This is a genomic window from Fuscovulum sp. (genome assembly GCA_035192965.1).
Lineage (GTDB): Bacteria > Pseudomonadota > Alphaproteobacteria > Rhodobacterales > Rhodobacteraceae > Paragemmobacter.
In genome coordinates, this window is sequence record CP136571.1 from 608,005 (window position 1) to 624,870 (window position 16,866).

The window sequence follows — 16,866 nt, forward strand, 5'->3', positions numbered from 1 at the left end:
AACTTGTTTGAAACATAGGCGAAAACCCTTGTTCAGATTCTCAGTCGTTTAAAAACAGGTTCGGGAATGTTCCGGATCACCAGCATCACCAGCCACCAGATCGGGCGGACATAAACGGTGTTGCGGCGCTTTTCCTGCGCCTTGAAGATCGCCTCGGCCACTTCGTCCGGGCTGGCGGTCAGCTTCGCGGGCAGGTCCATCCCGGCGGTCATGCGGGTGGCGATGAAACCGGGCGATACGGTCACGACATGCACGCCAAGGCGCGCCATGCGGTTGCGCAGGCCGGACAGAAAGGCGGTGAACCCCGCCTTGGCCGATCCATAGATGTAATTCGTCGCGCGGCCCCGGTCCCCGGCGACCGAACTGATGCCGATGATCGTGCCAGAACGGCGGGCGGCAAAGGCATTGGCAAGGTGGCTCAGAATGCTGGCCGGGCCTTCGAAATTGCTGCGCATCACGGTGATGGCGGCGGCGATGTCGACCTCGTCCTCGGCCTGCCGTCCCAGAAGGCCCACAGCGCAGACCACCACATCGGGCAGTACGGGCAGGGTGCGGACAAATTCCGCATGCGCCGCAACATCCAATGCGTCAAAGGCAAGCAAGGTTACAGGCACCCGATAGCGCAGTTCCAGATCCGTCTTTTCCGCGGCAAGCCGATCCGGATCGCGCGCGGCAAGTTGGATCGCATACCCGTCAGCGGCAAAGCGGCGGGCGGTCGCGCGTGCAACATCGGACCGTGCGCCCAGTAGCAGCACGGTTCCCTTCGGCGGTACGGTCGGTTCGTTCGGCACGGATCGGCCCCTTCTGTATCTGTGCGGCTGCCGCCCGCATCTGCGGCTTGGCAGCGTCCTTTGATCGTCGGGCTAGCCAAGGCTTTTGGCGGAATTGTGTCCTGTTCGGGAACAATAGGGGAAAAACTTCAAAATATCGGGTGTGCCCGGGTCAAGTGAGCAGGTCTTGCAACACCAGTGCCATCACCTTGGCGCTGTCGGCCATATCCTGCACGCCGACCCATTCGTCCGGCTGATGCGCCAGATGCAGCAGGCCGGGGCCATAGGCGATACAGTTTTTCAACCGACCGATCCGGTCGATATGTTTCTGGTCATAGGTGCCGGGGCTGACGACATAATCCGCCACCTGCCCCAGAACCCGTTCGATCGCGGCAGCGGTGGACCGGACGATGGGCGCGTCCCGGCTGGTCTGGGTGGGCTGCACCTCGAACAGGTCGCGGATCGTATAGACAAAGCCGGGGCGGCGGCCCTGCACCCGATCCAGCACGGCGCGCAATTCGGTCTTTACCTCATCGACGGCCTCTTCGATCAGGAAACGTCGGTCCAGGATGATGCGGCAACGATCCGCGACACAGGGCGCAGGCAGGCCGGTGTAACCCTCAGGCGGTTCCGGCTCTCCGCCGTGGATGGAGTTGATGTTCAGCGTGCTTTGTCGGGCCTGTGGGGGCACGACGGGCATCGCTGTGGTGCGTGTGGCCAGCAGGGGGTAGAGGTGATGCTCGATCTCCTCCAGCACGGCGCCCATATGGCGGATGGCGCTGTCGCCAAGAAACGGCATGGACCCATGCGCGATGCGGCCATGGGTTTCCACCTCGGCCCACCAGACCCCGCGATGGCCCAGGCAGATGCGGTCCTTGTGAAGCGGTTCGGGGATGATGACGTGCTGCACCTTTTCCGGTGCGAAATACCCCCGCTCGGCCAGATAGGCCACGCCGCCATAGCCGCCCGACTCCTCATCCGCTGTGGCGCTGATCTCGATGCTGCCGCGCCAGTCGGGGGTGGCGGCCAAAAACGCCTCGGCCGCGATCACGCTGGCGGCCAGACCCCCCTTCATGTCACAGGCGCCGCGGCCATAGATGCGGTCGCCCTCCAGCGCGCCGCCGAACGGATCGCGCGTCCAGCCATGCCCCACCTCGACCACATCATGATGGCTGTTGAAATGCACGCAATCGCCCGGATGTCCCGACTCGACCCGCGCAACCATGTTCCAGCGCGGATAGGTGTCGCTGTCGCCCGGCGCGCCCGTGGCGCGGATCAATTCCACCGTCCAGCCCTGCGCCATCAGACGCGCTGCCAGATAGTCGCAGATGTCGCGATATTGCAGACCGGGCGGGTTCAGCGTGGGAATCCGGATCAGATCCTGCGCCAACCCGATCAGGGCGGCGCGGCGATCATCGATGGCGGACAAGATGGCGCTGGTCATGCGCGGCATCGTGCGGGCTTCCCGCCGCGATGCCAAGGCAAAAAGCCCATCATGGCTTGCAGCCGGGACGGGGCCGGGTGACAATGGTTAGCAAGAAAAGGGGTGAACGCTGGAACGGGGGTGGGCCGCATGATCGGGTTCTTCAAGCTGGCGCTGTTCGGCTATATCGGGCTGACGATCATCTATTGGCTGCTGGCGATCTATTCCCGGTCGGTGGAACGCGAGCGGCTTGAAAAGCATTATGATGCGGGTGATGTCACCGGGCCGCGCGATGCCTATATCGAACAGGGGCTGTCCGCCTATGAAAACAGCCTGCGGCGGCGGCTGATCTGGCTTGTCTTCGTCATCCCGACTTGTGTCGTCGTGGCGCTGGTCTGGATTCTGAACTTCAGTTGAGGCGAACATGCGCTATTTGAAATGGTCTTTCTTCGGCATCCTGACGCTCTTTGTGCTGTCATTCCTGCACTATACGCTTCCGCAGCATGACATCGTCCGTATCGTGGGGACCGAGAACCGCCGCATGGATCTGGGCGAAAACAGCTGGTTCTGGGCCGCCCCGGATGTGGGCACCGGATCGGGCGCAAGCCGCGACGTGTTTTTCATCAACGCTGTCTTTCCCAACGGCAAGACGATGGAATACCGCAACGAAGATACCGGCTGGGGCTGGCCGCCTTATTTCAAGATGAACTCGTCGTCGATGAACACCGAGGCGAAAGAGCTGCAATCCACCACCGCCGCGCCGAAATGGGTGGCGGTGACGCATTATGGCTGGCGCAACCAGCTGTTCACTATCTTTCCCAACGTCATCGCGCTGCGGCAGGTTGAAGGGCCGGACACGCGGATCATCCCTTGGGTCAACATCGTGATCTTCACGCTGCTGGCCGGGATCATCTTCATGGCGCGCCGGATGTGGCTGCAATTCCGCGAGCGGATGATCGAACCCGCGGTGATCGAGGCGCAGGAAACGCTTGATCACATTGATGCGCGGGCCGATCGTGCCAAGGCGGGGATCAGCGGCTGGTTCGCGCGCACCTTCCGGCGGAAATAGGACTTCTTACCGCTTAACGTGCGTGACTGGTTCGGATCAGGTCAGCCGCTTTTTCTGCGATCATGATCGTAGGAGCGTTGGTGTTGCCGCCGATCAGGGTCGGCATGATGCTGGCATCCACCACGCGCAGCCCGGCGATCCCGTGAACGCGCAGGTTGGGGTCGACGACCGCCATGTCATCCTGCCCCATCCGGCAAGTGCCGACCGGGTGGTAGATCGTGTCAGAGCGGGCGCGGATATCGGCCCGGATCGCGGTATCGCTGCCGTCATGGGGATACAGCCGCTTTCCCCGCCACGGGGCAAGGGGCGGGGCGGCCATGGCCTGTTCCATCACCCGCACCCCGGCCATCAGTGTTTCCAGATCGCGGGGGTCTGACAGGAAGTTTGGGTCGATCCGCGGCGGGCTGGCGGAGTTGGCATCCCGCAGGCCGACCTGGCCCCGGCTGTGGGGGCGTAGCACGCAGACATGGGCCGAAAATCCATCGGCAAGATGGATGCGGCGCATGTGGTCATCCACGATAGCGATGACAAAATGCGCTTGCAGATCAGGGCGTTGCAGGCCAGGGCGGGAATGGAAGAAGGCGCAGCCTTCCGCCCCCGGCGTGGTCAGGACCCCCGTCCCCTGCCGTTGAAACGGCCCGAAGCCCCGGATCAGCCGCATCAGCCCTGCCGGGTTGAACCCCACGACATCGGGCCGCAGCGACCGCCAGATCAGCGTATGATCCAGATGATCTTGCAGGTTCTGCCCGACCCCCGGCAATGCGTGCTGCACCGCGATGCCATGCTGGCGCAGGTCATCTTCGGGGCCGATGCCGGACAGCATCAGCAGTTGCGGCGAACCGAATGCGCCTGCCGACAGGATCACCTCGCGCCGCGCGGTCAGGGTCTGGCGGTGGTTTTTATGCCGCAGGATCAATCCCTTGGCGCGGCGATCCGCGATCACGATCCGCTCGGCCAGCGCGCCAGTCAGCACTGTCAGGTTCGGGCGATCCATCACCGGATGCAGAAAGGCCGCGGCTGCCGAACAGCGGCGGCCTTTGCGCGCGCCGGTGTGGAATTGGGTGACCTGAAACAGCCCGGCCCCGGCTTGTTCGGGGCCATTGAAATCAGTGTTTTCGGGGATTTGCTGCTGGGCCATCGCCTGCACGAAGGCATTGGTGATGGCGTGCGGGCTGTGTTGATCGGTCACCTGCAAGGGGCCGCTTGCGCCATGCAGGGCCGATGTGCCGCGCGAATTTCCCTCTGATTTCAAGAAGTAAGGCAGGACGGATTGCCAATCCCAACCCTCGGCCCCGAGGTTGGACCAATCGTCGTAATCGGATGGATGCCCCCGCACATAGAGCATGGCATTGATGGCGGAAGACCCACCCAGCGCCTTGCCACGGGGTTGATAGCAGACGCGGCCATTCAGATGGGGTTGGGGCGTGGTGTGGAAGGCCCAGTTGTGCAGCTTTGGCCGCCCCGACACCATGGCCGCAACCATGGCTGGGGTATTGATAAGGAAGGATTTTCCCTTTCCCCCGGCCTCGATCAGGCAGACGGAAACGGCGGGATCTTCGGACAAGCGCGCGGCGAGGACGGACCCCGCCGAACCGCCACCCACGATGATGTAATCGTAATCCATCGACACCTCCCGCCACGGGTTAACCTATTCGCAGGACGGGGAAATCGGGAAGCGTTACGTCGCGGCGGCTGTGCAGCGCCCGGTGCAGATGATGGTGCAGACGGCCGTGCATACAAATTTGGGCAGATATGGACGCCCAATCGTGGTTAACGCTGCGCCAGTGCACAGAGGGTGGTGGGGCGACGAGGCCCTCCCCCGATGAGGGGGGAGGGAAGTTTGCGCGCAGACGCCGCCATCACGGCGGTGGATCAGAAGCTGAATTCGTAGTTCAGGTCGATCCCAGCGTCATAGACATCCGATGTGGTCTGACCGACATCAAAGCTGGCCGTCAGGACGCCGGCGCCGACCATGCCATTCACGCCGAAGCCAAAGCGGGGGGCGATGAAGGTATCACGGACGCCTGCAGTATCCTTGATGCTGCCATATTCGAAATCGACCGAGGCGAAAGGCTTCAGCGCCGTGCCGGAAATTGCTTCTTTCCAGTCAAAGCGACCCCCGATCGACGCGGTGACCTGCTGCGAGGTGCCCGCAACGACGCCGGTTGCGCCGGTGGGGAAATCTTCCCACGAGGCGGCCAGACGGGCGCGCGGCTGCAACGTGCCCGCAGCCTGTGCGATGGACCCGGTGACGGCAACCCCGGCAGACCAGCGATCCGTGTCGAAACTGCTGCCCGACGCATCATAGGACACGCGCGACCATGCAAGGTAGGCATCGGTCAGCGTGCCATCGGAATAGCTGTGGGCGGCATAGACGCCGAGCATCGCAGCATTCGCATCCGTCGAGGCACCGGTTGCATCGCTGACGGACAGACGGTTCACCCCAAGCATCACGCCAAGCAGCGTGTTGGCGGACACGAATTTATCGGCACCGAAGGTGAGGTCGACGGAATCGCCATCATAGCCATCCCAATAGGTGCGGCCCGACATGGCAACCCAGGCGGAGATGTCTTCGCTTTGGCCTTTGGTCGAGGCGAAGATGCCGTCAGAAGGTTGGTCTGCGGCCCCTGCATTGCCGAAACGGTTGCGGTAGTTCCGGCCAAGCGAGGTGGTGATGGCCTGCTGCTGGGCGACGCTGGAAAACACTGCGAGGTTCGATCCGCCGCCGGAGCACATGATGCTGACATTAAACATGTCCAGCACGAGTGGGCCTGTTTCCGAAAGCCCGAAGGACAGCATGCCGCCAACAGGCACAACGAAGGTTTCGGAGAACGGCACACCTGTCGCGGTGAAGATGGCAGAAAGGGCGCCTGAGCCAAAGGAAGAAGGTCCAGAAGCCGGGTCAGACACGTACCAGCCATCAGCGCCGCCGCCAGCACGCGTGACCTGCGACCCGCTAATCCGGACGGTTTCGCCTGCACTGAGCGGAAGCGCCGAAATCTGTTGGAAACCGCGAACTGCCACAAAAGGGCTGCTGAACCCGTTGATATCGGCACAGCCTGCCGATTGCGCGAGCGCCGCGCTTCCCGATCCGACAGCGGCAAGCGCCCCAAAGATCAGAGCAGTATGCATTCTTGGCAATTCGAAACTCCCTTCGCCTGTATCCGACAGCGCCATTTTCGGCGTCTGCACGGGGCCATGCGTAGGAGGCGTGGAGGTATTAATAAATGTAAACATAACAACTTATGCGCGTTGTTGCATAAAAGCCTACCACCATAAGTGAGTAATGCCTGCCCAAACGCGTGGACCAGCGGCGTGGTGCCGCTGACCCGATCAACCGGCCCGCTTGACCCCGTAACAGGGCGCGTGCTTCGCGGGGTCACCCGCGAAGGGTGCCGCCTGTGGCCTTGGTCACCTTTTCGATGACCTTGGCGGAAACGGCCTCGATCTCGGCCTCGGTCAGGGTTTTTTCGCTGGGTTGCAGGCGGACGGTCAGGGCGATGGATTTCTTGCCCGGTCCCATCTGCGCCTCGGCCTTCTCACCCGTGAACTGATCGAACAGGCGCACGCTTTCGATCAGCGCCTTGTCGGCCCCTTGGGCGGCGTTGAGGGCGGTCAGCGCCTCGACCCCTTTATCCACGACAAAGGCGAAATCGCGTTCCACCGCCTGAAGGTCGCTGATGGCTAGCGCCGCACGGGTGGGGGTTTTCGTCTTTGGCTGCGGGACATTGGCCACAAGGATGGTGAAGGCCACGGCAGGGCCTTTCACGCCAAGCGCAGCGAGCACGCGGGGGTGCACCTCGCCAAAGGTGGCCAGCGTGTTGGGGCCAAGGCCGATATTGCCCGACCGGCCCGGATGCCACCATGCGGCCACCTTGCGGGTGATCTGGACGCGGGCAGGGGCGGCGAGGGCGGCAAGGACCGCCTCGGCATCGGCTTTGGCGTCGAAGACATCCACGGGGCGGCGGCTTGCGAAAGGATCGCGCGGGGCGGTGTGGCCGACCAGCAGGCCGGTCGCTTGCAGGTGCTGTTCTCCCGGTTCGCCGCCCTGGAAGGCGGGGCCGATTTCGCACAGCGCAAGATCGGCAAAGCCGCGCGCCTGATTGCGGGCAGCGGCGCGCAGGAGGCCGGGCAGCAGGTCGGGGCGGAGGTGGGTCATTTCCGATGAGATCGGGTTGTCCACCCGCACGGCATCCGCGCCACCACCGAAGAGGGCGGCTGCCTGTTCATCAATGAAGCTGTAGGTGACGCATTCATTATAGCCCAGCGCGGCGAGGGTGCGGCGCGCAGCCTTTTCGCGCATCTGCTGGGGCGTCAGGATCGGTTTGGGCACGCCCGGCGCGCTGCGGCGGAGAGGTTTGCCTTCCAGTTTCGTCAGGCTAGCGATGCGGGCGACTTCCTCGACCAGATCGGCCTCGCCCAGGAGATCGGGCCGCCAGGTGGGTGGGGTGGCCATGTCGCCGTTCAGGGTGAAGCCCAGCGCTTCCAGTGTGCGGCGCTGTTCGTCGGCGGGGATGTCCATTCCGACGAGCGAGATGACGCGGGCCGGGTCCAGCCGGTAGGCGCGGGCAGTGTCGGGGACCGCGCCGTCCATGGCGATGTCCGACGCCTCACCGCCGCAGAGATCAAGGATCATCTGCGTGGCAAGGTCCAGCCCCGGCAGGGTGAAGGCGGGGTCAACGCCGCGTTCAAAGCGGTAGCGGGCATCGGAGTTGATCTTCAGCGCGCGGCCAGTGGCGGCGATGGTGATCGGGTCCCAGAAGGCGGATTCGAGGAAGACATCGGTCGTCGCCTCGGTGCAGCCCGATACCTCACCGCCCATGATCCCGGCCAGCGATTCCGGCCCGGTATCATCGGAAATCAGCATCATGCCGGGTTGCATCGCATAGGTCTTGCCGTCGAGCGCCAGCAGTTCTTCGCCGCCTTGGGCGGGGTGGATGCGCAGGGCGCCTTTCACCTTGGCCGCGTCGAACACATGCAGCGGGCGGTTCAGGGCAAAGGTGAAGAAGTTGGTGATATCGACCAGCGCCGAAATGGGGCGCAGGCCGATGGCCATGAGGCGGGCTTGCAGCCAGGCGGGTGAGGGGCCGTTAGTGACGCCGCGGATCAGGCGGCCGGCGAAAAGGGGGCAGCCTTTGGTTTTGAGCGACGGGTCAATCTCTACCCGGATCGGGCAGGGGAAGCCGCCGGTGATGGCGGGGATCGGCAGCGGTTTCAGCGTGCCCAGCCCGCGCGCGGCCAGATCGCGCGCGATGCCGCGCACGCCCAGCGCATCGGGGCGGTTGGGGGTGATCTTGATATGGATCATCGTGTCCACCGCCGCAGGGCGGTTCACGGCCAGCCAGTCGACAAAGCGCTGGCCGACCTCGCCCGAGGGCAGTTCGATGATGCCGTTATGTTCGTCGGACAGTTCCAGTTCGCGTTCCGACGCCATCATCCCGTGGGATTCCACGCCGCGGATCTTGCCCACGCCCAGCGTCACGTCGATGCCGGGCACATAGTCGCCCGGCTTGCACAGCACGACGGTGATGCCCGCGCGGGCATTGGGGGCGCCGCAGACGATTTGCTTTTCGCCCTCATCCGTCAGCACGCGGCAAACGCGCAGCTTGTCGGCATCGGGGTGCTGTTCGGCATGAAGCACTTTGGCAAGGGTAAAGGGGGCCAGCCGGGCGGCGGGATTGGTCACATCCTCGACCTCCAGCCCCAGATCGGTGAGGGCATAGAGGATGTCATCCAGCGGGGCCTCGGTTTCGAGGTGGTCCTTGAGCCAGGAGAGGGTGAACTTCATCGTGCCGGTCCCTTCGGAAGTGCAGGGCAGGGATTAGCGCAAAGGCGCGGCGATGGGAAGGTGGGGGGGAAGGTGGGGGAAAGTGCGGCGGAAGGGGTTTCGCAAATGGAAACGGGTTGTTCTTGCCGTGCCTGTCATGGGGCGCGTATGTGCCACATTTTCGAACCGGATGGGTGGCATCCCTTTGTCTATGGACCCGATGTTTAAAGTACCCGACCAAACCCGCCGTGTTCCGGCATGGCGACTGATCCTGATCATGGGCCTGTCGCTGCTTGCGCTGCTGCTTTTGTTTATCTGAAGCCAGACAGCGATTTGAAAACGCAGAAAGCCCCGCCTTGGCGGGGCTTTCCATTAGAGCGCGGCGTGGTGGATCAGCGGCTGAGTCCGCCCGGCAGATCGGGCATGTCCAGCGCGGCAAAGCCGTAATGGCGCAGCCAGCGCAGATCGGATTCGAAGAAGGCGCGCAGGTCGGGGATGCCGTATTTCAGCATGGCGATGCGGTCGATCCCCATGCCGAAGGCAAAGCCCTGCCATTCGTTCGGGTCCACCCCTGCGGCTGCGAGCACCTTGGGGTGCACCATGCCAGAGCCGAGGATTTCCATCCATTTGTCGCCTTGGCCGATCTTTAGCTGGCCGCCTTCCCAGGAACAGCGGATGTCCACCTCGGCCGAGGGTTCGGTGAAGGGGAAATGCGACGCGCGGAAGCGCAGTTCCACCGAGGGCACCTCGAAATAGGCGCGACAGAATTCTTCCAGCACCCATTTCAGGTTGGCCATGGAGATATCGCGGTCGATGGCCAGACCTTCGACCTGATGGAACATCGGGGTGTGGGTCTGGTCCATATCCATGCGGTAGACGCGGCCGGGGGCGATCACCCGGATCGGTGCGCCCTGTTCCGTCATGGCGCGGATCTGGACCGGGCTGGTATGGGTGCGCAGCACATGGGGCGGCCGGTTGTCGCCGGGGGCGCGGTGCATGAAGAAGGTGTCATGCTCTTGCCGCGCGGGGTGTTCCGGCGGGATGTTCAGCGCATCGAAGTTGTACCAGTCGGATTCCACCTGCGGGCCTTCGGCCACGGCAAAGCCCATGTCGGCGAAGATGGCGGTCAGTTCTTCCATCACCTGAGACACGGGATGGATGGTGCCGCGCGGGCGCGGACGACCGGGAAGGGTGACATCCAGCCATTCGGTACGCAGACGTTCGTCCAGCGCGGCATCGGCAAGGCCTGCCTTGCGGGCGCGCAGGGCGGCGTCAATTTCATCCTTGAGCACGTTCAGCATGGCCCCGGCGGCCTTGCGGGCATCAGGTTCCATCTTGCCGAGGGTGGCCATCATGGCGCTGATTTCGCCCTTTTTGCCAAGGGCCGCGACGCGCACCTCTTCCAGCGCGGATTCGTCCGCGGCCGTGGCGACGGCGGTCAGATACTTGGCCTTGAGCGTGTCGAGCCCGTCCATGAAAGCCTCCTGAGGGTGCGGAGGGGTGGTAGCGGGAAGGAACCCGCGATGCAAGGGGAAGGCCGGGGAATGGAGGGGAGGGCTGGCCTTCCCCGCGCCTGCGGGTCAGCCGCGCATGGCGGCTGCGATGCGTGCGCCGATGGCGGCGCTGCCCTTGGGCGATGGGTGGATCATGTCCAGTTGATGCAGCGACGGGTCACCATAGGGGACAAGGTCCGACATGGGCAGGAACGTCACCCCGGCATCACGGCCGGCCATGCGGGCGAGGCGACGGTCAAGCTCATCGCCGTAAGGGCGGCAGGCGCGGACGGGGGTGTAGAGCCCCGGATTGCGCAGATAGCCCGCATAGACAACCTTTGCCCCGCTTTGACGGATGCGCGACACAAGTTCCGGGATTGCACCGGCGGTGCCGTCCTTGTTGACCAGCCGGTCCACCATGCCGTTGCACATCCCGCAGCCGCAGCCAAAGAGCAGGTCATTGCCGCCGCCGTTGATGACCACCCAATCCCAGTTCCCGGCCTTGAACTGCGCCGGAAGCCGCAGCCCCGCCGCACCCGAGATGGGCAGGTAATAGAAATAACGCGACGCAACCACCGACCGATCAATCACCTCTTCGCCCAGCCGTGCTTCGATGGCATTGGCGACGGCCCGGCCCGATGTCCGGTTGGCTGCCATCATGGAATCACCCATCAGAAGGATGCGGGCATCCTTGCTGCTGGCGGTGACGGTTTCGCCGCAGCCAAGCAGCAGGAAAAGGGACAGAAGGGCGATCAAAGGGCGCAGCATGATGCGGGGTCTTTCGGTCAAATGTTCGCGCGCAGGTTGCGGGCGAAGTGCGGAGGGATAAAGGCAAAGCTGGGGAAACAAGGTGCCATCCGGAATGAAAACGGAATTGGGGCCTGCAATCAAGGGATGCGGTCAATGCAATTTTGGGGTCCCTTCCCGTGGCGCGATACAGGGAAGAACGGACGCTGTGCCGGAAGGTTTACGCGGCACGGGCCAACTGTTTGTTGCCCGGAACGATGCTGGCCATGGCACAGCAAAAAGGCCGCCCGAGGGGCGGCCTTTTCATAAGACGATCTGATCCGGGTGGATCAGGCCAGCGCGGCCTTGGCCTGCGCGGCGATGGCGTTGAACGCTTCGGGTTCGTGCACGGCCAGATCGGCCAGAACCTTGCGGTCGACTTCGATCCCGGCTTTCGCCAGACCGTTGATGAACTTGGAATAGGTCATCTCAAGATCGAACAGACGCACGGCCGCGTTGATCCGCTGGATCCACAGCGCGCGGAAGTTGCGCTTGCGGGTCTTGCGGTCGCGGGTGGCGTACTGGTTGGCCTTGTCGACTGCCTGGGTGGCGGTACGGAAGTTGCGCGAACGCGAACCGTAATAGCCGGCAGCGGCCTTGATGACTTTGCGGTGACGGGCGTGGGTCACGACACCGGATTTGACGCGGGACATCTGGTGTTCTCCTTACCGGTCGTAGGGCATGTACTTCTTGACGATCTTGCTGTCCGAGGGGGACAGCAGCATCGTGCCGGAAGCATCGCGAATGAACTTTGTCGTGCGCTTGATCATGCCGTGGCGCTTGCCGGCGACGCCGGCTTTGGCCCGACCGGAAGCCGTGAAGCTGAAACGCTTCTTGGCCGCCGACTTGGTCTTCATCTTGGGCATTTCCATCTCCGTGGTTGCAGGCGCGACTCGGCATGCCACTTTGGCCGGACGCGCGGGTATCGCAAGGTGTGCCGTATAGGCGGGGGTCGGTCGCGGCGCAAGGGGAAAAGCGAAGGAAAGGCGGCGCTGTCAGGGAAGATAGCGGCCCAGCACCTCGAAGAACAGATGCGGCAGGGCGGCGGGGTTCAGGCCCTGATTGCCGCCGATCACGCCCCAGGCCGCCATGCCGATGCCCAGCAGAATGCCAAGCCCCGCCACCAAAGGCGGGCGGTCGTCGATCAGGGCAGACATCAGCGACGGGATGGACAGGAACAGCAACACCAGCCCGAGGATGAGAAGAAGGTCGTAATCCATGCTGCCACCTGCACCCTGCCCGAACGGGCCACCACCACCGCCCAAGCCTTGCAGGAAGCGGCGCGGCGATCAAGCCACCGCTTCGGGGCAGGCGCGCTGCGGGACGGTGTCAGAACAGCAGGGCGCGGAAGACACGGCCAAAGGCGGGGGGGATATCATTCAGGGCATAGCCCGACGGGTTCCGCGCCATGGCAAGGCCGATCAGCACCACGCCGGTCAGGCCGATGATCGCGCCAAAGCGCGGCGCGCGATCTTCGGTCCAAGCGTTCAGAAGGGAAGGGATGGACAGCACGGCGAGAATGACGCCGATCACTAGCGAAAGATCATTGGTGTTTATCACAACAGCACCCCGCAACGAACACGGCCCGCATCTGTGATGCGGGCCGTGTCAGATTACTCGGGATCGGCCTTGTAGATCAATCTTTCGTCGCAGGGCGCGACGCGCAGGATGTTGGTCGTTCCCTGCACGTTGAAGGGCACGCCTGCGGTCAGCACGATCTGATCCTTTTCCGACGCAAAGCCGTAGGTGCGCGCGGCGCGCACGGCGGCGATCACGGCGCCTTTGAAGCGGTCCTGCTCTTCCGCGATGACGCAATGCGCGCCCCAGGTGAGCGACATGCGGCGGGCGGTTTCGATCAGCGGCGTCAGCGCGATGATCGGCACGCGGGGCCGTTCACGGGCCACGAGAGACACGGTGGTGCCCGATTGCGAGAAGCAGCAGATCGCCTTGATATCCGCGCTTTCCGCGATTTCGCGCGCGGCGGCGACGATGCCGTCGGCGACAGAGGTGCGGGCGACGCTGCGGCTGGCTTCGATCACCTGACGGTAGGTCGGATCGCTTTCAACCGAGATGGCGACGTTGTTCATCGTCTGCACGGCTTCGATCGGGTATTTGCCGGCGGCGGATTCTGCCGACAGCATGATCGCATCCGCGCCTTCGTAGATGGCGGTGGCGACGTCCGACACCTCGGCCCGGGTGGGCATCGGGGATTCGATCATCGATTCGAGCATCTGGGTGGCCACGATCACCGGCTTTGCCGCAGCGCGTGCGCCCCGGATCAGGCGTTTCTGGATCGGCGGCACGGAATGGACGGGCAGTTCCACGCCCAGATCGCCGCGCGCCACCATGATGCCGTCAGACACGGCGAGAATGGCGTCATAGGCTTTTACCGCGGCGGGTTTTTCGATCTTGGACAGCACGGCCGCGCGGCCCTTGGCCAGATCGCGCGCCTCGATCACATCTTCGGGGCGCTGCACGAAGGACAGCGCCAACCAGTCCACGCCCAGTTCGCAGGCAAATTCCAGATCCTTGCGGTCCTTGTCGGACAGGGCGGCCAGCGGCAGCACCACGTCCGGCACGTTCACGCCCTTGCGGTTGGAAATCGTGCCACCCACCGTGACGGTGCAATTGGCGAAATCCTTGCCGCAGGTTTCCACCCGCAGGCGGATCTTGCCGTCATTGACCAGCAGCGACGATCCGGGTTCCAGCGCGGCGAAAATCTCGGGGTGGGGCAGTTGCACGCGGGTCACGTCACCCGGTGTCGGGTCAAGATCCATGCGGAAGGCCGCGCCTTCGACCAGTTCCTCGCCGGCCGGGTTGGCAAAGGCACCGACGCGCAGCTTCGGCCCCTGAAGATCGGCCAGAATGGCGATGGGGCGGCCGGTATCTGCCTCGACCTGGCGGATGATCACGTGGCGCGCGCGGATATCGTCATGCGTGCCATGCGACATGTTCAGGCGGAACACATCGGCCCCTGCCTCGAACAAGGCGCGGATTGTAGCGTAATCATTGGAGGCCGGTCCAAGCGTGGCCACGATCTTCACGTTCCGAAGGCGTCTCATATGCCTCGTTCCTTATGTAATTCATCATTTTGTCGTGGGCCGCGCGTGTTATGGCGCAATCGGTGGTTTGCCGCAACTGGCGCTTTTCCTTTCGTCAGAATAAATGACGAATTGATGAAAGCTCCAAAGGAAACCGGGTGTGAGTGCCTATCGGATCATCGGAGAGGATCGGCCGGGGCGGTGGCTGGTCACCTGTGACCACGCATCGAACCGGGTGCCGGACTGGGTGGCGGGTGGCGATCTGGGGATCGGGCCTGCGGATATGGGCCGCCATATCGCCTATGACGTGGGCGCGGCCGGGTTGGCCGAGGCTTTGGGCGCAGGGCTGGATAGCCCGGTGATCCTGTCGGATTTCAGCCGTCTGGTGATAGACCCGAACCGGGGCGAGGATGACCCGACGCTGGTGATGAAGCTGTATGACGGCACGATCATCCCGGCGAACCGGCATATTGATGCGGCGGGGGTGACAGAGCGGCTGGACCGGCTGCACCGCCCCTATCACGGCGCGCTGGCACGGCTGGCGGGGCGGCGGCCGGATATGGTGATTCTGGCCATCCATTCCTTTACCCCCTGCCTAAAGGGCCGCGCGCCGCGCCCGTGGCATGTGGGGGTGCTGCATTCGCATCTGGACGAACGCCTGTCGCGCGCCCTAATCAACAGGCTGCGGGCCGAGCCGGACCTGTGCATCGGGGATAATGAGCCCTATTCCGGCCACCTGCCCGGCGACGCCATCGACCGCCATGCCTTGCAGCAGGGGCGGCTGAACACGCTGGTGGAACTGCGTAACGATCTGATCGCCAATCCGGCGGATCAGGCGGCATGGGCGGCGCGGCTTGTGCCTATGTTGCAGGAAGCGCTTGCCCGCGTGACGCTGGACTGATCCGACATACAGAAACGGTTGGCCGCCGGGGGGACGTTTGTATCCACAGTTAGACACAAATCGTCCCTAAGTTTGACTCAAGTTACTGATTCCATATTACCTAAGTTGGATTGTGTTTTGTGCGAGTAAGATCATGGGTTTCCTTTTGCTGCTGTCCCTTGTGCCCCTGGCGCTGCTTGGCGTTCTTGGTGGCGGGGATGATGATCCTGCGACCGTGACGGATGATGGTGATGGCACCTCTGACGTCCGGACAGGCGGTTCTGGCGACAACAACTTTGAAGGCGATGGCGACGACGACCTGCTGGCAGGCTTTGGGGGGGATGACACCCTGACTGGCCGCGGGGGCGAAGACCTGCTGGTCGGGGATACCGGCGATGATGTCCTTGTTGGCGGGGATGGTCAGGACCTGCTCTTGGGTGGCCGGGGTGAGGATCTTCTGCAAGGGGGGGCCGGAAACGACCTGATGATCGGCGGTCAGGGCGAAGACCGGCTGGAGGGCGAGGGCGGAGATGACCTTCTGATCGATACGTCTGGCAGCGCCGAAATGGATGGCGGCGCGGGCAATGACACGCTGGTCGGGCTGGGCCTGGGCAATGACCGGCAGCTTTACGAGGCTGTGACAGAGCTGAACACCAACGGCTTTATCGACGGGGTCACGTCGCAGTTCGGGCCGCAGTCGGATTCGTTCAACCGGATGCTGTTGCGCAATGTCCTGCCGTTGGAGAACGCGCCCAGCTTTGACACGATGCGCGGCGGCGCCGGGGATGACCTGCTGATCGGGGATGCCGGCGATGTGATGACGGGCGGGGCCGGGTCGGATGTGTTTTCGGCGCTGACCCCACAAACGCCGGTTGCTCCGTCCGATCCGACCTTTGGGCAGGTGGTGCGGGTGACGGATTTCAACCCGGCAGAAGACAAGCTTGAGGTGCAGACGCGGGCGCAGGGCGATGTGAACATCGCGGTTGAGCAACGCGATCAGGGCGTGATGGTCAGGGTGAACGGTGTCGATAGCATCTTCCTGCCGGGGCTGCGCGCCGATCAGGTGAACGTCAACGACATCACGCTGACGCGGCTCTAGGACGCAGGCGGGGGCTGGCTGGGGCGTCTGGCCAGTGCGGGGGCCAGTGCGGGGGCCAGTGCGGGGTCCAGTGCGGGGGCTGGTTCTTTCGGCCAAGGCGCGGCACTCTGGCAGCGAATGCAAGGAGTGCCGCCATGACCGACCCGCAGATTGATGACGCAACGATGCAGGCGCTGGAAGCGGCGGCCTATCGCCGCCTGCGCGACCATCTGCGCAACCGGACCGATGTGCAGAACATCGATCTGATGAACCTTGCCGGGTTCTGCCGCAACTGCCTGAGCCGCTGGATGGCCGAAGCGGCCGCCGAGGCGGGCGTGCCGCTGGGCAAGGAAGAGGCCAAGACGCTGGTCTATGGGATGCCCTATGACGACTGGAAGGCGCTGCATCAGGCCGAGGCGTCCGACAGCCAGAAAGCCGCCTTTACCGAGTCGTTCAAGACACACGGCTGACCGCGGTTCGGGAGGCGGACCGAATCGAACCGTGGTGAAGGCGGGGACGGTGGCAGGCGATTCCGTGGATTGTTAACGCGGGGTGAACA

Annotated in this window: 17 protein-coding genes; 5 read left to right on the forward strand and 12 right to left on the reverse strand. The window is 63.8% G+C overall.

Features of this window, described 5'->3' with window-relative positions; translation table 11 throughout:
- Nucleotides 1-32 precede the first annotated feature (32 nt).
- The gene (locus RSE12_02985) at nucleotides 33-791 is read right to left on the reverse strand and encodes an SDR family oxidoreductase (GenBank protein ID WRH63315.1); all 759 of its coding nucleotides are present in this window, start codon (nucleotides 789-791) and stop codon (nucleotides 33-35) included.
- 151 nt (nucleotides 792-942) lie between these two features.
- Nucleotides 943-2,223 carry an acetylornithine deacetylase/succinyl-diaminopimelate desuccinylase family protein gene (locus tag RSE12_02990; GenBank protein WRH63316.1) on the reverse strand — a complete coding sequence of 427 codons (1,281 nt, stop codon included), beginning with the start codon at nucleotides 2,221-2,223 and terminating at the stop codon, nucleotides 943-945.
- 93 nt (nucleotides 2,224-2,316) lie between these two features.
- Here RSE12_02990 and RSE12_02995 point away from each other — a divergent pair, with 93 nt between their 5' ends.
- Both RSE12_02995 and RSE12_03000 read left to right on the forward strand, forming a co-directional pair.
- On the forward strand, nucleotides 2,317-2,610 hold the full coding sequence (locus tag RSE12_02995) for a hypothetical protein (protein ID WRH63317.1): 294 nt from the start codon (nucleotides 2,317-2,319) through the stop codon (nucleotides 2,608-2,610).
- Nucleotides 2,611-2,617: 7 nt separating this feature from the next.
- Nucleotides 2,618-3,262: a DUF1523 family protein gene (locus tag RSE12_03000; GenBank protein WRH63318.1), complete on the forward strand. Its 645-nt coding sequence runs from the start codon at nucleotides 2,618-2,620 to the stop codon at nucleotides 3,260-3,262.
- 13 nt (nucleotides 3,263-3,275) lie between these two features.
- Here the strand turns inward: RSE12_03000 and RSE12_03005 are convergent, their stop codons facing one another.
- The 10 genes from RSE12_03005 to pyk form a co-directional block, all read right to left on the reverse strand.
- On the reverse strand, nucleotides 3,276-4,886 hold the full coding sequence (locus RSE12_03005) for a GMC family oxidoreductase N-terminal domain-containing protein (protein WRH63319.1): 1,611 nt from the start codon (nucleotides 4,884-4,886) through the stop codon (nucleotides 3,276-3,278).
- A 248-nt stretch (nucleotides 4,887-5,134) separates the two neighbouring features.
- A complete protein-coding gene (locus tag RSE12_03010) occupies nucleotides 5,135-6,454 on the reverse strand; it encodes an autotransporter outer membrane beta-barrel domain-containing protein (GenBank protein WRH63320.1) in 1,320 nt (439 codons plus the stop codon).
- Nucleotides 6,455-6,641: 187 nt separating this feature from the next.
- Nucleotides 6,642-9,050, reverse strand: coding sequence for a phenylalanine--tRNA ligase subunit beta (gene pheT / locus RSE12_03015; protein WRH63321.1), 2,409 nt, complete (start codon nucleotides 9,048-9,050; stop codon nucleotides 6,642-6,644).
- Between the two features lie 371 nt (nucleotides 9,051-9,421).
- Nucleotides 9,422-10,504 (reverse strand): phenylalanine--tRNA ligase subunit alpha, encoded by a 1,083-nt coding sequence (gene pheS, locus RSE12_03020; protein ID WRH63322.1) that lies wholly within the window; start codon nucleotides 10,502-10,504, stop codon nucleotides 9,422-9,424.
- A gap of 105 nt (nucleotides 10,505-10,609) precedes the next feature.
- Nucleotides 10,610-11,290: an SGNH/GDSL hydrolase family protein gene (locus RSE12_03025; GenBank protein ID WRH63323.1), complete on the reverse strand. Its 681-nt coding sequence runs from the start codon at nucleotides 11,288-11,290 to the stop codon at nucleotides 10,610-10,612.
- 308 nt (nucleotides 11,291-11,598) lie between these two features.
- A complete protein-coding gene (gene rplT, locus RSE12_03030) occupies nucleotides 11,599-11,961 on the reverse strand; it encodes a 50S ribosomal protein L20 (protein WRH63324.1) in 363 nt (120 codons plus the stop codon).
- A 12-nt stretch (nucleotides 11,962-11,973) separates the two neighbouring features.
- On the reverse strand, nucleotides 11,974-12,174 hold the full coding sequence (gene rpmI, locus RSE12_03035; protein WRH63325.1) for a 50S ribosomal protein L35: 201 nt from the start codon (nucleotides 12,172-12,174) through the stop codon (nucleotides 11,974-11,976).
- A 129-nt stretch (nucleotides 12,175-12,303) separates the two neighbouring features.
- On the reverse strand, nucleotides 12,304-12,528 hold the full coding sequence (locus tag RSE12_03040; protein WRH63326.1) for a hypothetical protein: 225 nt from the start codon (nucleotides 12,526-12,528) through the stop codon (nucleotides 12,304-12,306).
- Between the two features lie 109 nt (nucleotides 12,529-12,637).
- Nucleotides 12,638-12,868, reverse strand: a complete 231-nt coding sequence (locus RSE12_03045) for a hypothetical protein (protein WRH63327.1) — start codon at nucleotides 12,866-12,868, stop codon at nucleotides 12,638-12,640.
- A gap of 53 nt (nucleotides 12,869-12,921) precedes the next feature.
- Nucleotides 12,922-14,370 (reverse strand): pyruvate kinase, encoded by a 1,449-nt coding sequence (pyk, locus tag RSE12_03050; GenBank protein WRH63328.1) that lies wholly within the window; start codon nucleotides 14,368-14,370, stop codon nucleotides 12,922-12,924.
- A 139-nt stretch (nucleotides 14,371-14,509) separates the two neighbouring features.
- Here pyk and RSE12_03055 point away from each other — a divergent pair, with 139 nt between their 5' ends.
- From RSE12_03055 to RSE12_03065, 3 genes are all read left to right on the forward strand, one after another.
- A complete protein-coding gene (locus RSE12_03055; GenBank protein ID WRH63329.1) occupies nucleotides 14,510-15,250 on the forward strand; it encodes an N-formylglutamate amidohydrolase in 741 nt (246 codons plus the stop codon).
- 133 nt (nucleotides 15,251-15,383) lie between these two features.
- The gene (locus tag RSE12_03060; GenBank protein WRH63330.1) at nucleotides 15,384-16,328 is read left to right on the forward strand and encodes a calcium-binding protein; all 945 of its coding nucleotides are present in this window, start codon (nucleotides 15,384-15,386) and stop codon (nucleotides 16,326-16,328) included.
- A gap of 134 nt (nucleotides 16,329-16,462) precedes the next feature.
- Complete coding sequence (locus RSE12_03065) at nucleotides 16,463-16,777, forward strand: DUF1244 domain-containing protein (protein ID WRH63331.1); 315 nt, start codon at nucleotides 16,463-16,465, stop codon at nucleotides 16,775-16,777.
- Nucleotides 16,778-16,866 lie beyond the last annotated feature (89 nt).

Bases quoted from the DNA above. Each gene is read 5' to 3' on its own strand.
- RSE12_02990 (WRH63316.1), bottom strand. From the start codon at position 2,223: ATGCCGCGCATGACCAGCGCCATCTTGTCCGCCATCGATGATCGCCGC.
- RSE12_03000 (WRH63318.1), top strand. From the start codon at position 2,618: ATGCGCTATTTGAAATGGTCTTTCTTCGGCATCCTGACGCTCTTTGTG.
- RSE12_03005 (WRH63319.1), bottom strand. From the start codon at position 4,886: ATGGATTACGATTACATCATCGTGGGTGGCGGTTCGGCGGGGTCCGTC.
- pheT (WRH63321.1), bottom strand. From the start codon at position 9,050: ATGAAGTTCACCCTCTCCTGGCTCAAGGACCACCTCGAAACCGAGGCC.
- pheS (WRH63322.1), bottom strand. From the start codon at position 10,504: ATGGACGGGCTCGACACGCTCAAGGCCAAGTATCTGACCGCCGTCGCC.
- RSE12_03025 (WRH63323.1), bottom strand. From the start codon at position 11,290: ATGCTGCGCCCTTTGATCGCCCTTCTGTCCCTTTTCCTGCTGCTTGGC.
- rplT (WRH63324.1), bottom strand. From the start codon at position 11,961: ATGTCCCGCGTCAAATCCGGTGTCGTGACCCACGCCCGTCACCGCAAA.
- rpmI (WRH63325.1), bottom strand. From the start codon at position 12,174: ATGCCCAAGATGAAGACCAAGTCGGCGGCCAAGAAGCGTTTCAGCTTC.
- RSE12_03040 (WRH63326.1), bottom strand. From the start codon at position 12,528: ATGGATTACGACCTTCTTCTCATCCTCGGGCTGGTGTTGCTGTTCCTG.
- pyk (WRH63328.1), bottom strand. From the start codon at position 14,370: ATGAGACGCCTTCGGAACGTGAAGATCGTGGCCACGCTTGGACCGGCC.
- RSE12_03060 (WRH63330.1), top strand. From the start codon at position 15,384: ATGGGTTTCCTTTTGCTGCTGTCCCTTGTGCCCCTGGCGCTGCTTGGC.
- RSE12_03065 (WRH63331.1), top strand. From the start codon at position 16,463: ATGACCGACCCGCAGATTGATGACGCAACGATGCAGGCGCTGGAAGCG.